Source organism: Corynebacterium sp. HMSC11D10, assembly GCF_001806995.1.
In the GTDB taxonomy this organism is placed as follows: domain Bacteria; phylum Actinomycetota; class Actinomycetes; order Mycobacteriales; family Mycobacteriaceae; genus Corynebacterium; species Corynebacterium coyleae.
This window is the reverse complement of record NZ_KV787065.1, coordinates 19,447-31,883: the sequence shown is the minus strand read 5'-3', so window position 1 is coordinate 31,883 and position 12,437 is coordinate 19,447. Positions and strand designations below refer to the sequence as shown.

General features: G+C 61.5%; 15 protein-coding genes and 1 pseudogene. All 16 read right to left on the bottom strand.

Translation table 11 applies throughout. The annotated features are described in order from the left end of the window. Nucleotides 1-391, bottom strand: a pseudogene (locus tag HMPREF3120_RS08450) (hypothetical protein); the annotation flags it as partial. A gap of 77 nt (nt 392-468) precedes the next feature. Then, nucleotides 469-1,293, bottom strand: a complete 825-nt coding sequence (locus HMPREF3120_RS08445; protein ID WP_070452232.1) for a tetratricopeptide repeat protein — start codon at nt 1,291-1,293, stop codon at nt 469-471. 1 nt (nt 1,294) lies between these two features. Then, nucleotides 1,295-1,597 carry an MTH1187 family thiamine-binding protein gene (locus HMPREF3120_RS08440; RefSeq protein WP_070452229.1) on the bottom strand — a complete coding sequence of 101 codons (303 nt, stop codon included), beginning with the start codon at nt 1,595-1,597 and terminating at the stop codon, nt 1,295-1,297. A gap of 21 nt (nt 1,598-1,618) precedes the next feature. Next, on the bottom strand, nt 1,619-1,906 hold the full coding sequence (locus HMPREF3120_RS11765) for a hypothetical protein (RefSeq protein WP_070421850.1): 288 nt from the start codon (nt 1,904-1,906) through the stop codon (nt 1,619-1,621). Further along, on the bottom strand, nt 1,907-2,599 hold the full coding sequence (gene nucS, locus HMPREF3120_RS08435; protein WP_070452226.1) for an endonuclease NucS: 693 nt from the start codon (nt 2,597-2,599) through the stop codon (nt 1,907-1,909). A 31-nt stretch (nt 2,600-2,630) separates the two neighbouring features. Further along, the gene (locus HMPREF3120_RS08430) at nt 2,631-3,092 is read right to left on the bottom strand and encodes a DUF2550 domain-containing protein (protein WP_083279365.1); all 462 of its coding nucleotides are present in this window, start codon (nt 3,090-3,092) and stop codon (nt 2,631-2,633) included. Between the two features lie 164 nt (nt 3,093-3,256). After that, nucleotides 3,257-3,625, bottom strand: a complete 369-nt coding sequence (locus tag HMPREF3120_RS08425) for a F0F1 ATP synthase subunit epsilon (protein ID WP_070421848.1) — start codon at nt 3,623-3,625, stop codon at nt 3,257-3,259. A gap of 8 nt (nt 3,626-3,633) precedes the next feature. After that, a complete protein-coding gene (atpD, locus tag HMPREF3120_RS08420; RefSeq protein ID WP_245167978.1) occupies nt 3,634-5,151 on the bottom strand; it encodes a F0F1 ATP synthase subunit beta in 1,518 nt (505 codons plus the stop codon). A gap of 3 nt (nt 5,152-5,154) precedes the next feature. Further along, a complete protein-coding gene (locus HMPREF3120_RS08415; RefSeq protein ID WP_070421847.1) occupies nt 5,155-6,123 on the bottom strand; it encodes a F0F1 ATP synthase subunit gamma in 969 nt (322 codons plus the stop codon). A gap of 47 nt (nt 6,124-6,170) precedes the next feature. After that, entirely contained in the window at nt 6,171-7,835 is a 1,665-nt protein-coding gene (atpA, locus tag HMPREF3120_RS08410; RefSeq protein WP_070421846.1) for a F0F1 ATP synthase subunit alpha, read from the bottom strand. Between the two features lie 8 nt (nt 7,836-7,843). Continuing rightward, on the bottom strand, nt 7,844-8,677 hold the full coding sequence (locus HMPREF3120_RS08405) for a F0F1 ATP synthase subunit delta (protein ID WP_070452223.1): 834 nt from the start codon (nt 8,675-8,677) through the stop codon (nt 7,844-7,846). 5 nt (nt 8,678-8,682) lie between these two features. Beyond that, nucleotides 8,683-9,255 (bottom strand): F0F1 ATP synthase subunit B, encoded by a 573-nt coding sequence (locus HMPREF3120_RS08400; protein WP_070452220.1) that lies wholly within the window; start codon nt 9,253-9,255, stop codon nt 8,683-8,685. 46 nt (nt 9,256-9,301) lie between these two features. Continuing rightward, nucleotides 9,302-9,547: an ATP synthase F0 subunit C gene (locus HMPREF3120_RS08395; RefSeq protein WP_042406503.1), complete on the bottom strand. Its 246-nt coding sequence runs from the start codon at nt 9,545-9,547 to the stop codon at nt 9,302-9,304. 101 nt (nt 9,548-9,648) lie between these two features. Next, complete coding sequence (gene atpB / locus HMPREF3120_RS08390; protein WP_070421843.1) at nt 9,649-10,443, bottom strand: F0F1 ATP synthase subunit A; 795 nt, start codon at nt 10,441-10,443, stop codon at nt 9,649-9,651. 356 nt (nt 10,444-10,799) lie between these two features. Continuing rightward, nucleotides 10,800-11,231, bottom strand: a complete 432-nt coding sequence (locus HMPREF3120_RS08385) for a Cg1360 family ATP-synthase-associated protein (RefSeq protein ID WP_070452216.1) — start codon at nt 11,229-11,231, stop codon at nt 10,800-10,802. Nucleotides 11,232-11,237: 6 nt separating this feature from the next. Next, on the bottom strand, nt 11,238-12,431 hold the full coding sequence (locus HMPREF3120_RS08380) for an MraY family glycosyltransferase (RefSeq protein WP_070452213.1): 1,194 nt from the start codon (nt 12,429-12,431) through the stop codon (nt 11,238-11,240). Nucleotides 12,432-12,437 lie beyond the last annotated feature (6 nt).

The following is a 12,437-nucleotide window of genomic DNA, read 5'->3' as shown; positions in this document are numbered from 1 at the left end:
TTCGCGACGGGCCGAACTTCGCCGCATCCACCGCAGGTTTCGTATCCGCCGGCACCAACGAGCGTGCTGCAGCCTCAATCGCCCGATACCCACCTTCGACCTCAAGTAAGGCCAGGCGCAGCGCCCACCGCTGGGAAGCAACCTTTACCGGTGCGATACGCCGCTCGATCAGTGCGAGCTCGTCCAGAGAGAACGCCCGAGCACGCGTAGCTGCCACCGCCTGTTTGCGCGTGAACTTGGTGCGCCCGAAGTACACATCCCGCAGCCGCGACCAGGCACGCGCCCGGTCCGGAGCGAAGCCCGAGGCGAGTGCAACATCAAGGTCGAAGTCGGCCAGCGTCTCTAACGCTGCGGCCGACATCGCCTGCACTAACACCTCGAACGAATTCATGCCCAAGACGCTAGACCAAACCCGCAACCCACCTCTGCGAGCCTGTGAAATTTGCGAATTCGCCCCTGTGGATAACTCTAAAACAGCGAGCTAGCGAGCCTAGTGCGCGCCGAAATCACGCGTGGGTCGTCGGGAGCAAGCAACGTCAACAGTTCGAGCAGACGCTCCTTCGCACGCGGCTCCGTCTTCACCATGCCGAGCAACAGATCAAAGGCACCTTCCGGATCCCCACCGACAAACTGCGCATCCGCGGCGAGCAGCTGCTGCTCCACCTCATCCACCGCGTCGCCGTCGCCGTCCTGGTCGTTGAGCCGCTTGAGTACGGCGACGGTGTTCTTGGCTTGTTTGACATCGGAGTTGGTGGGGTCGTCGGCAAGGATGGCGTCGTAAAGCGCAGTTGCGCGATCGAAGTCGCCGGCGTTGAGGGCGGCGGTGGCGTCGTCGAGACGCGGATCCTGCGCAGGCTCCTCGCCACCAAGCCCCTGGAGTTGGCCGCCAAGCTGGGCAACGATCTGGCCGATCCACTGCTCCAACTGGTCGGCCGGCTGATTGCCCTCAAAGTTGGCCACTGGGCGTCCTGCGGCAAGCGCGACCACGGTGGGCAACACGCGCACGCCGAGCATCTGTGCCACCTGCGGGGTGGCATCCGCGTCGATGTAGGCGACCATAAACTGCTGCTGCCCCGCCGCGAGCCGCTCGAACGTGGCCTTGAGCGCGACAGAATCTTCAGAACGGTCCGTGCCCACCATGAGGATCACAGGGATCTGCTTGGACCGCTCAAACGCAACCGCCTCAACGTTGGTGGCGTTGACGGTGACAAACGGCTGAAAGTCGCCAGGCTCAGGCTGCTGCGCCAGCGCGCCTAAGTCAATAGCGCCGCCGGTGAACTGCGGGTTGGTCATGCTAATCCTCCAGGTGCTTGTTCAGCGACTCGATCTTCTGGTGCAACATGTCCGTGTAGCCGGGCCGAATATCAGCCTTGACCACGAGCGACACGCGTGGAGAAACCTCCTCCACCGCCTGGGTGGCACGCTTAATCACGTCCATGACCTCGTCCCACTCGCCCTCGATGGTGGTGAACATGGCGGTGGTCTCGTGCGGCAGCCCGGACTCCCGGACGACCTTCACGGCGCGTGCCACGATGTCGGACATTTCGGCGTTGGAATTTTCCGTCAAGGTCGGTGCGACCGAAAACGCTGCAATCATGCGGCCCAGTCTAACGCCCGCTTATCGACGACCCCAGCAATGCTTATGCCAATGCCTCCGATCATCGACTCCCCTGCCGGAATCCCGCGGCCATGCCACCACATGAGACACACCGGGAGGAATGTTCTGGTTGCACCCTGGACAAATGTAGAACTTCGTTGCGGCTGCCGAGCCGATCTGGCGGACCTTGAATATCTCGCCATTCGTCCACTTCGGCCCCTCCATCTCCTGGGTGCCGATAAAGGTCGACCCGTCACGCGGCAGGACGTAGCGCGGCGACTGGTACTGGCGGCGATTCTTGCGTGGCATTTAGAACAATCGCAGTTCGTTCGATTCGATGCCGCGCAGTTCGTCGTAGTCGAGGGTCACGCAATCGAATCCGCGGTCGCTGGCAAGCGTGCGCGCCTGCGGCTTGATCTCCTGGGCGGCGAACACGCCACGCACAGGCCGCAGCAACTCGTCGCGGTTGAGCAACTCGACGTAACGGGTGAGCTGCTCGACGCCGTCGATGCCACCGCGACGTTTCACCTCCACCGCAACCGTTCCGCCACGCGGGTCACGGGCCAAAATATCGACCGGGCCGATCGCAGTTGGGTACTCGCGGCGGACAAGTTCGTAGCCCTCGCCGAGCGTCGAAATGTGCTCAGCCAACAACTCCTGCAGGTGTGCCTCGACGCCATCCTTGACCAGGCCGGGATCGACGCCGAGGTCACGTGATTCGTCGAGAAGCACCTCTGCGATGGTGATGCGTAACTGTTCACCCTTGGAATTTTCGACGATCCACAGCTCCTCACCAGTGTCATCGCCATCCATATCAACAACGTTTTCCACCCGCAGCGTGCACGGCGGCATCATCCAATTCAACGGCTTATACGCGCGGTCATCGGCGTGGACGGACACAGAGCCGTCCGCTTTCACCAGGATGAGACGCAGCGCTTCAGGCAGGTGGGCATCGAGGCGACCCACATAATCAACAGAACAACGGGCGATGACTAGACGCATGCGCCCAAGGGTACCGTTGCGACGAACGCCGCTAACGCTCGGTCTCTCGCTGGGCGCGCTCCTCAAGTGAGCGCATATCGGTGCGCTCGGCGCGTACGTCCGGGGCCGATTCAATCCACGAGATAAAACCCATCTGCGTGCGACGATCAGCAGCAAATTCGATACCGCCATCGGGCGAATCGACCTGCAGAATCTTCGCAATATCGGGCATAAACTGGCGCTCATCTGCCGTCACGTCCCGCAAGCCTGTGAATTGCAGCAGGCGTCGGTCCGCGACCATATCGTGCGTAAACGACAAAGAGCGCAGCTTGTAAAACAGCATGCGCTCCCCGTCGTACCTCAAGACACCATGGCGCCAGCCATGGATGCCTTCGGCCGGCATCTGGCGGATCATGGCACGGGAACCGCTACCGCGGACCATGCTGAACCGCCAAATGGCAGACGCCGCAAACGTGGCCACCACAAGCACAGCCACGGCAACGACGAACACCATTGTTTCAACCTCCAGACAGCGGGTAATGCGCAATATCTTAACGCCCTTTGTGTCTTTTATGCGCACGCTGCGCGAGTGGGGGCATAGAAAAACGCCCCCATCCGGATGTGTATCCGGATGGGGGCGCTGGTCAGGCCGGCGTTACGCCTTCCTCGGCGCAGCGACTAGTGCGCGTTGCGACGAACGGCCGCCAGCTCCGCCTCCGAGCGAGCCTGTACGACCCTGTCCTCGTTGTCGAGGTTGGACTCTGCGACGGCGGAGTCAACCTCGTCGGCGAAGATGGCGTAGTCCGCGAGGACTGTCACCTTGTCGCCGACAACGGAGAGGAACCCACCCTGTACGGCCGCGACGATACGCTCGCCGTCGATCGGGCGGATGGTTACCACACCGTTGTCCTTGAGCTGCCCCAAGAGCGGCTCGTGCCCAGGAAGGATACCGATCTCACCCTCCGTAGTCTGAGCGGTGACGATGCTTGCCGGACCTTTCCAGAGCAGGCGGTCAACCGAGACCAGTTGAGCGGTAAGTTCAGCCATGGTTCCTCCTACGCCTGCAGCTTCTTGTATGCAGCCTCGACGTCGTCCAAGCCACCCAGGCCGTTGAATGCCTGCTCTGGGTAGTGGTCGAACTCGCCCTCGCAGAGCTTGTCGAATGCGTCGATCGTCTCTTCGAGCGGGACGTAGGAACCCTCGTCGCCAGTGAACTTCTTTGCGACGAAGAAGTTCTGGCCCAGGAAGCGCTGGATCTTACGTGCGCGCTGCACGGTGATCTTGTCTTCCTCAGAGAGCTCGTCCATACCGAGGATGGCGATGATGTCCTGCAGTTCCTTGTTCTTCTGCAGAATGCCGATCACCTTCTGAGCGACGTTGTAGTGACGCTCGCCAACGATGCCCGGCTCAAGGATGCGCGACGTGGAGGTCAGCGGATCCACTGCCGGGTAGATGCCCTTCGAAGCGATCGAACGGGAAAGTTCGGTGGTCGCATCGAGGTGGGCGAAGGTGGTTGCCGGAGCCGGGTCGGTGTAGTCGTCAGCCGGCACGTAAACGGCCTGCAGCGACGTAATCGAACGGCCCTTGGTCGAGGTAATGCGCTCCTGGAGCACACCCATCTCGTCGGCAAGAGTCGGCTGGTAACCCACGGCGGAAGGCATACGGCCCAGAAGGGTCGATACCTCGGAACCTGCCTGGGTGAAGCGGAAGATGTTGTCGATGAACAGCAGCACGTCCTGGTTCTGGACATCGCGGAAGTACTCCGCCATGGTCAGGCCGGACAGGGCCACGCGCATACGGACCCCTGGCGGCTCATCCATCTGGCCGAAGACAAGCGCGGTATCCGGAAGCACGCCCATGTCCTCCATCTCGAGGAACAGGTCGGTGCCCTCACGGGTGCGCTCGCCGACGCCGGCGAAGACCGAGGTACCGGAGAACTCGCGTGCAATACGCGTAATCATCTCCTGGATCAGAACGGTCTTACCAACACCTGCACCACCGAACAGGCCGATCTTGCCACCCTTAACGTACGGGGTGAGCAGGTCGATGACCTTAATACCGGTTTCGAGGATCTCGGTCTTACCTTCGAGGTCCTTGAAGGCCGGCGGTTCGCGGTGGATGCCCCAGCGCTCACCGGTCTGACCGACCGACGGGTCGTCCAGGCACTGGCCGAGTGCGTTGAACACGTGGCCCTTGACCTGGTCGCCGACCGGGACAGAAATCGGGTTGCCGGAGTCCGCTACCTTGGCGCCACGGACGAGGCCGTCCGTCGGGGCCATGGCGATCGTGCGGACGAGGTTGTCACCCAGGAACTGGGCGACCTCGAGCACGATGGTGCGGGACATCTCGCCGAGGTCAATGTCGACCTCGAGAGCGTTGTACAGAGCGGGCAGCTCGCCACGCGGGAACTCCACGTCGACGACTGCACCAATGACGCGCACGACACGGCCGTTCTCAGAACCGCGCGGGTTCTGAGTGTTCTCGACCCGATCTGCGGTCTGGGTGTCGGCCTCAGGAAGCGCCGCACCCGCCAGATCGTCGTTGCGCTCATCAAAAGAGTGAGCAGTAGTCATGATTTAGTCACTTTCTCCACTACCGGACAGCGCACCAGCGCCGCCGATAATCTCGGTGATTTCCTGGGTGATCTTCGCCTGACGGACCTGGTTTGCCTCGCGAGACAAATCGTTGGCCAGTTCGGTGGCGTTATCGGTCGCATTCTTCATTGCCGTGCGGCGCGATGCCGACTCGGCGGCCGCTGCTTCCAGGAAGATCGAGTAGAGCAACCTGGAAACGTAGACCGGCAGCAGCTCATCCATGAGCGTGTCCGGGTCCGGCTCGAAGTTCATGTCCGGGCTGACTTCACCAGAGTTGGTCAGCATGTCTTCCTGTTCGTACTTGAACTCTTCCAGGACCGGCTCGATCGGCAGAAGCTGATCGACGCGTGCCTCCTGGGAAAGCATGGATACGAACTCGGTGTAGACAACGTGGACAACATCGAACCCGCGGACAGACTCGCCCGTTTCGCCGTTCTGGCGAAGCGGGACGGTGGCTTCGGAGCCAGCCATGTAGCCGTCGATGATCTGGTGGCGCACGTCGTGCGTGTCCTCCCAAGACGGCTGCTGCGAGAATCCGGTCCATGATCCCGCGACATCCATGTCACGGAACTTGAAGTGCGTCACGCCCTTATTACCGGTGACGTAACGAACCACCTCGTAACCTGCCTCGGTCAGCATGCGCTCAAGCTGCGCAGCCTTCTTCAGCACGTTGTGGTTGTAGCCGCCGGCCATACCGCGGTCAGAGGTGACCACGAGGATTGCCGCGACCCGGCCGTTCTCACGCTCGTGGAGCATGGGGTGGGCCAGGGAGCTCGCGGACGCGAGGCGTTCCATGACGTCTTTGAGCTCGTCGGCGTACGGCTTAGCCGCCTCGACGCGCTGCTGGGCCTTGGTGATCTGCGCGGTGGCGATCAGTTCCTGGGCCTTTGTAATTTTCTTCGTGGAGTTGACGGACCTGATGCGGTCACGCAATTCGCGAAGCGTTGCCATGGTGTTTCCTCCCTTCCTTTATGTAGTAGTCCTAGAACCGACTGGCACTAGGAGCGGCTGACGTTGAGCTGGTTCTTCGCAACCTGGCCGGAGTCGAGCGGCTCGTGCTCGGCCTCGCGGACAATGCGCTCGCCGGAGGATGCCTGGAAGTTACGTGCCAGGTCCTCGTTGACGCGGCGGATTGCGGCCTGCGAGTCGTCGTCAAGCTGCTTGCCGCCAGCGATCTGGTCGTAGACCTGCGGTGCGTTGGCCTTGATAGCCTCGTGCAGCTCGGTCTCGTAGCGGCGGACGTCCTCAACGGGAACGACGTCGAAGACGCCTTCGTTGGCAGCCCAGATCGAGATGATCTGGAATTCCACCGGCTGCGGCGCGTGCTCGGACTGCTTGAGCAGCTCGACCAGGCGCTGGCCGCGCTCGAGCTGCTTCTTGGAAGCGGCGTCGAGGTCGGAAGCGAACGCAGCAAAGGCCTCGAGGTCACGGTATGCCGCGAGGTCCAGACGCAGGTTACCGGCAACCTTCTTCATGCCCTTGGTCTGTGCGGCGCCACCGACACGGGACACGGAGATACCCACGTCAATAGCCGGGCGCACGCCCTGGTTGAAGAGATCGGACTGGAGGAAGACCTGGCCGTCGGTAATCGAGATGACGTTGGTCGGAATGAAGGCACCGACGTCGTTCGCCTTGGTCTCGATGATCGGCAGTGCGGTCAGGGAGCCTGCGCCGAGCTCGTCGTTAAGCTTTGCGGCACGCTCCAGCAGGCGGGAGTGCAGGTAGAACACGTCGCCCGGGTATGCCTCGCGGCCCGGCGGGCGGCGAAGCAGCAGCGAAATGGCACGGTATGCCTCTGCCTGCTTGGTCAGGTCATCGTAGATCACCAGGACGTGCTTGCCCTGGTACATCCAGTGCTGGCCCAGTGCTGCACCGGAGAACGGTGCGAGCCACTTAAAGCCTGCGGAGTCGGATGCCGGAGCAGCCACGATCGTGGTGTACTCCAGGGCACCGGCCTCCTCCAGCGTCTGGCGAACGCCAGCGATGGTGGAGCCCTTCTGGCCGACGGCGACGTAGATGCAGCGCACCTGCTTCGACGGATCGCCGGTCTCCCAGAACTCCTTCTGGTTCAAAATGGTGTCGATGCAGACCGCGGTCTTACCGGTCTTGCGGTCACCAATGACGAGCTGGCGCTGGCCGCGGCCGATCGGGGTCATGGCGTCAATCGCCTTCATGCCCGTCTGCAGCGGCTCTTCGACCGGCTGGCGGTCGAGAACGCCTGCGGCCTGGAGTTCCAGTGCACGCTCTTCGTCAGATTCGATTGGGCCAAGGCCGTCAATCGGCTGACCCAGGGGGTTAATCACGCGGCCGAGGAAGTTCTCGCCGACCGGGATGGAGAGGACCTCGCCGGTCCGCTTGACTTCGTCGCCCTCGGAAAGGGTCTCGAAGTTACCCAGCACCACGACACCGATGGAATCGGTCTCAAGGTTCTGGGCGACGCCGATGACGCCGTTGGGGAACTCGAGCAGCTCGTTCGTCATGCAGCCCGGCAGCCCAGAAACCTGGGCAATACCGTCTGCGGCCGAAGTCACCACGCCGACCTCCTCACGGGAGGCCTCCGCAGAGTAGCTCGAGGTGTAGTTCGCTATCGCGCTACGGATCTCATCGGAGGAGATCGTCAGCTCCGCCATGTTCTTCCTGCTCTCGGTAGTTTTATCCAGCATATTGTTAATTATTTAGCCGCCTGGGCTGCCATATCGGTACGGAGACGCTCGATCTTGCCGCGCGTCGAACCGTCGATGACTTCATCGCCCACGCGAACCACCATTCCGCCGAGGAGGCTGGGGTCAACCTCAGAGTGGATGGCGATCTCGCGGCCGTAAATCTGCTCCAGCTTGCGGGCCAGTGCGTCACGCTGAGTGTCGTTCAACGCCTCAGCGGTCTTCACACGTGCAACCGACTTGCCGCGCATCTCTGCAACGTTCTCCGCCAGTGCGGCGAGATCGTCGACAGGGTTGTGGTGCGGCCGGCCGATGACCTGCAGGGCCAGGGCCTCGGTGAACATTGTCACCTTGCCGTAAATCACGCTAGCTAGCAGTCCGCGCTTCTGCGCAGCGGTTGCGGTGCGGTCGGACAGGAGCTGCGTGAGCTCCTTTTCGTCCTCGAGGAGGACGGACAGTTGGTAGAGCTCGTTTTCGACCTGCTCCAACTGGCCCTGTTCCTGTGCACCCTTCTGCAGTGCGAAACGGCCCAGGTTGATCAGACCTGCGCGGAATTCGCGCGGGGTCGACCACTCCTGCTCCGCTGCTGCGGTGAGGATGTTCAGGGTGGGTTCCGCCACCTTGCCGCCGAAAACGTCCTTGACAATGCCGGCGCGCTGGCCTGCTTCAAGCGACGTGTCGGCGATTGCCACGCGCAGGGCACGTTCGGTGTCGAGCTGGTCCACGATGAGGAACAGTTCGGTGCCGATCTGTGCTGCGGTGGCGACTGCGTTGTCGGCGCTGCCGATCAGCGATTCGAGCTGACCGGTGACGTGCGACTGTGCTTCGCGACTAGCTGCCTTCATCTCGCCTACTTTCTCGTCGAGACGTGATCGAGCTCGGAGAGGAACTCATCGATCGTGTTCGAGCGACGGGTCGTGTCCGACAGCTCGGTGCCCAGCAGACGCTCTGCCAGCGAGATGGAGTTCTGGCCCATCTCGTTGCGCAGTTCTGCGACAACCTGGTCGCGAGCTGCTTGCAGTTGCTTTTCGCCTGCCTCGATGATGCGGCGGGCTTCTTCCTCGGCACGGGCACGGGCTTCAGCCTCGATTTCCTTGCCGCGGGCACGCGCTGCCTCACGGATTTCAGCGGCCTCGTGGCGCGCCTCCGCAAGCTCAGCGTTGTTCTTCTCCAGGGCAGCCTTGGCTTCCTTTTGGGCGACTTCAGCACGCTCGATGCCGCCCTTGATTCGGTCTTCGCGCTCTGCCAGCACTTCCTGGAACTTCGGAATAACGTACTTCCAGAAAAGCAGGCCGATGATGATGAAAACGACAAGAGACCAAACCACGTCGTACGCGGCCGGGAAGAGAATGGATGGTTCATTCTCGAGCGGCAGCTTCTCGGAGCCTTCTGCGGCTGCGAGGAATGCAGTGACGTTAGTCATTGGTTGCTCCTGATCTAAAAATGGACGGGGTTATTCGTTCTTGTTTTTAGAACAGGAAGCCGGCAACGAGGCCGATCAGGGCAAGTGCCTCAACGAAGGCGATACCCAGGAACATGGTGGTACGGAGCTGGCCAGCCATCTCCGGCTGACGTGCCATGCCCTCGACGGTCTTGCCGACGAGGATGCCGATGCCGAGGCCCGGGCCGATGGTTGCAAGGCCGTAGCCGATGGTGCCGAGACCCTCGTAGCGGTTCACGGTCTCCGCTGCCTGAGCAAGAATGATGTCGTTCATGTGAAAGTCGTTCCCTTTCTAGGTGCCTCCCCGCTAGGCCGCGGGAAAGCGTGTGACAGATGTTGGGGGTTATTCAGTTGGCCGTGTGTGGTCGCGCTTTGTTAGTGCGCATCCGCGTGCAGCGACAGCTCGATGTACACCGCAGTCAGCAGGGCGAAGATGTACGCCTGCAGGAAGATGATGATCAACTCGTATGCGGTGAACAGCAGTGCTGCGATCAGGGTCAGGCCACTCACTGTCGTCCATGCGTTCAGCTGCCAGAAGAAGAAGTTCGTGGCGGAGTAGAGCAGGACAAGAATGATGTGGCCAGCCAGGAAGTTCGCCATAAGACGAAGCGCCAGGGTGACCGGACGCAGAATGAACGTCGAGAAGAACTCGATCGGCACCACGAGAATGTGGAGCGCCGGCGGAAGGCCGGGGATGACGGTCGAGTGCTTGAAGTACGCAGCGCCATAACGCTTGACGCCGGCGTAAATCATTGCGATGTAGGCCGCAACTGCCAGCACGACCGGCATGCCGATACGCGCGTTAGGCGAAATGTTGAGGCCCGGGATGATCGTCGCCGCGTTCATGAACAAAATGGAGAAGAAGATGGTGCACAGCAGCGGCAGGAACCGCTTGCCGTCCTTCTTACCCAGAGTGTCTTCCGCAATGTGAATGCGGACGAAGTCGACGCCGATCTCGGCGAAATTCTGCAGGCCCTTCGGAACCAGCTTCGGGTTCCTAAAGGCAATAACAAAGAGGAGCACCAGGATCGCCGCAATCAAGAGGCGGACGAGCATGATGCGGTCCAGTGCGAACCACCCATTGGCAAATTCCTCACCAATGATATGGCCGTACGTTTGCCCCGGGAAAAATTCTGGACCAAGCGCAGGTGCGTGAAACTCACCCTTCATGGCCAAAGTTGTAACGCTCAGCGTTCTCTCCCGTTCTCGGGCCGCTCCCCGGTTCCCCGGAGGGCGGTGCGATGGACGTCTTCATCAGGCTGCCTCCGCGGCGGACTCCGTCGCACATCTGCTTCCGCGGGGCAGGGGATGTCGTTCCCCGGCCGGTTTCGCCTGCGTATCAGGGGTAACGCCAGCCTGGAACAAACCCAGCGGATATCCTAACAGGACATCAGGAGAATGTGGGTTTTACCTGTGCCATTGTCCCCCCACCAAGGTGACTTTTAAGGGTTTTTACCCCTAATCACCCAGCTTGCACGGCTTTCTAGCGGATTGTTAGGTCTGTCACAGGGTCCCCACACTCTGTGTTAGTTGAGGTACGTGGTGCGTGTGGTGAGCACACCCCAGGCTTCGGCGGCGAGTGCAACGACGAGTGCTGCGATCGTCGTCACGCCAAATGCTCGATGGTCGTAGAAGTCGAATCCACGGATCCACAGCAGGAAGATTGCGAGCAGCCCCATCTTGAGCAGCCATCCACCGAGGACAACTGCCATGGTGGTGTTTGGGGATGAGTTTGAGGTTGCGAGCACGGACACCGTGGTTGCGAGTACGAACGCACCGCCGACGGCGACTCCCATCAGCGTGGCCCAGATGCCGGGCAATTCGCGGGTCGCGCCCCATGCCATAAGCGAGACGACGGTAAGCACGACGAGGGCCCATCCCGCGACCTTCAGTGCGCGGATGAGCGGCTGACGATGATCACTGACCTGGGACGTGTCATTGACTTCGAGCGGTTCCATGCTGGGTCATCCTACAGACTGAGCAGGGTTGCTTTTCGACGACGCCACCGCACCGTCCCCACCACGCCGCGGGCCAATCTTGCCTTCCGCAAGCGGAACCAGAGTGAGCACGAAAACAAAAACAAGCGCGACAACGGTGAAGATCACGGCAATGCGCACCGGCACGACGGAAAAACTGACCGCGCCGAAGGCGACTGCGGAGACCCACAGGTACAGCACCAGAACAGTACGGCGGTGCGTATGCCCAAGGCGGAGCAAACGGTGATGGATATGGCCTGCGTCTGCCTGGAACGGGCTTTGGCCGCGGGCTGTTCGTCGCACAACGGCCCAAATCAGGTCGAGGACCGGCAGGGCAATCGCGGCGAGCACGACGATGATCGGGCTAATGAGTGCTACTAGGTCCGCGGCCCCGTAGAGCGACATGTTGATCTTGCCCGATGCGGAGATCGACGCTGCGGCAAGCAGCAGCCCAATGAGCATGGCACCGGAGTCCCCCATGAAGATGCGCGCCGGTTCGAAGTTGTGGGGCAAAAAGCCCGCGCAGATACCGACGAGCAACGTGCAGATAATCGCCGGCGGGTACGCGGAGACCGCCCCGCCCTGGTCATGGAGAACTGACAGCGAATAGACGAGGATCGCCATCCCGGCGATCATGCCCAGCCCCGCGGCGAGGCCGTCGATGCCGTCAACGAAATTCACTGCGTTGATCAACAGCACAGTAAACAGCGCACTCAAGACCATGCCCTGGACTTCGTCCAAAATCAGGGTGGTGCCCTCCCCGATTGGTACGTAAAACACCGTAAAGGCAATCCCCAAGATGGACATGATGATCGCAGCAGCGAATTGCCCGATGAGTTTGGGTAACGCGCCGAGCTCGTAGAGGTCGTCAACAATTCCGACAGCAACGACGGCGGCACCGCCGACGAGCACTGCAGTCATCTCTGGGGTGACTGGAGCGAACCCGCGGGTCAGTGCGGGCAGTTGCTGCGCGAGAACAAACGCGCCAGCAAACCCTGTAAACATGGCCAGCCCACCGAGCGACGGTGTTGGCTGCGTGTGAACGTCGCGCTGGCGGATCTCCGCGACGCGTCCTGTGCGCACGAGAGCTGAACGCACCACACCTGTGGCCAGGTACGTGATCGCAGCCGCGACGAGTAGCACGAGTGCGAGCTCGCGAAGTGGCACACCAGCTCCGGACATCCCCTG

What these genes read in the sequence shown, in the direction of transcription:
- HMPREF3120_RS08380 (WP_070452213.1), bottom strand. Translation starts at nt 12,431, where the DNA reads ATGTCCGGAGCTGGTGTGCCACTTCGCGAGCTCGCACTCGTGCTACTC.
- HMPREF3120_RS08395 (WP_042406503.1), bottom strand. Translation starts at nt 9,547, where the DNA reads ATGAACGACATCATTCTTGCTCAGGCAGCGGAGACCGTGAACCGCTAC.
- atpA (WP_070421846.1), bottom strand. Translation starts at nt 7,835, where the DNA reads ATGCTGGATAAAACTACCGAGAGCAGGAAGAACATGGCGGAGCTGACG.
- HMPREF3120_RS08400 (WP_070452220.1), bottom strand. Translation starts at nt 9,255, where the DNA reads ATGACTAACGTCACTGCATTCCTCGCAGCCGCAGAAGGCTCCGAGAAG.
- HMPREF3120_RS08445 (WP_070452232.1), bottom strand. Translation starts at nt 1,293, where the DNA reads ATGACCAACCCGCAGTTCACCGGCGGCGCTATTGACTTAGGCGCGCTG.
- HMPREF3120_RS08415 (WP_070421847.1), bottom strand. Translation starts at nt 6,123, where the DNA reads ATGGCAACGCTTCGCGAATTGCGTGACCGCATCAGGTCCGTCAACTCC.
- HMPREF3120_RS08440 (WP_070452229.1), bottom strand. Translation starts at nt 1,597, where the DNA reads ATGATTGCAGCGTTTTCGGTCGCACCGACCTTGACGGAAAATTCCAAC.
- HMPREF3120_RS11765 (WP_070421850.1), bottom strand. Translation starts at nt 1,906, where the DNA reads ATGCCACGCAAGAATCGCCGCCAGTACCAGTCGCCGCGCTACGTCCTG.
- HMPREF3120_RS08430 (WP_083279365.1), bottom strand. Translation starts at nt 3,092, where the DNA reads ATGGTGTTCGTCGTTGCCGTGGCTGTGCTTGTGGTGGCCACGTTTGCG.
- HMPREF3120_RS08405 (WP_070452223.1), bottom strand. Translation starts at nt 8,677, where the DNA reads ATGAAGGCAGCTAGTCGCGAAGCACAGTCGCACGTCACCGGTCAGCTC.
- HMPREF3120_RS08425 (WP_070421848.1), bottom strand. Translation starts at nt 3,625, where the DNA reads ATGGCTGAACTTACCGCTCAACTGGTCTCGGTTGACCGCCTGCTCTGG.
- atpB (WP_070421843.1), bottom strand. Translation starts at nt 10,443, where the DNA reads ATGAAGGGTGAGTTTCACGCACCTGCGCTTGGTCCAGAATTTTTCCCG.
- atpD (WP_245167978.1), bottom strand. Translation starts at nt 5,151, where the DNA reads ATGACTACTGCTCACTCTTTTGATGAGCGCAACGACGATCTGGCGGGT.
- nucS (WP_070452226.1), bottom strand. Translation starts at nt 2,599, where the DNA reads ATGCGTCTAGTCATCGCCCGTTGTTCTGTTGATTATGTGGGTCGCCTC.
- HMPREF3120_RS08385 (WP_070452216.1), bottom strand. Translation starts at nt 11,231, where the DNA reads ATGGAACCGCTCGAAGTCAATGACACGTCCCAGGTCAGTGATCATCGT.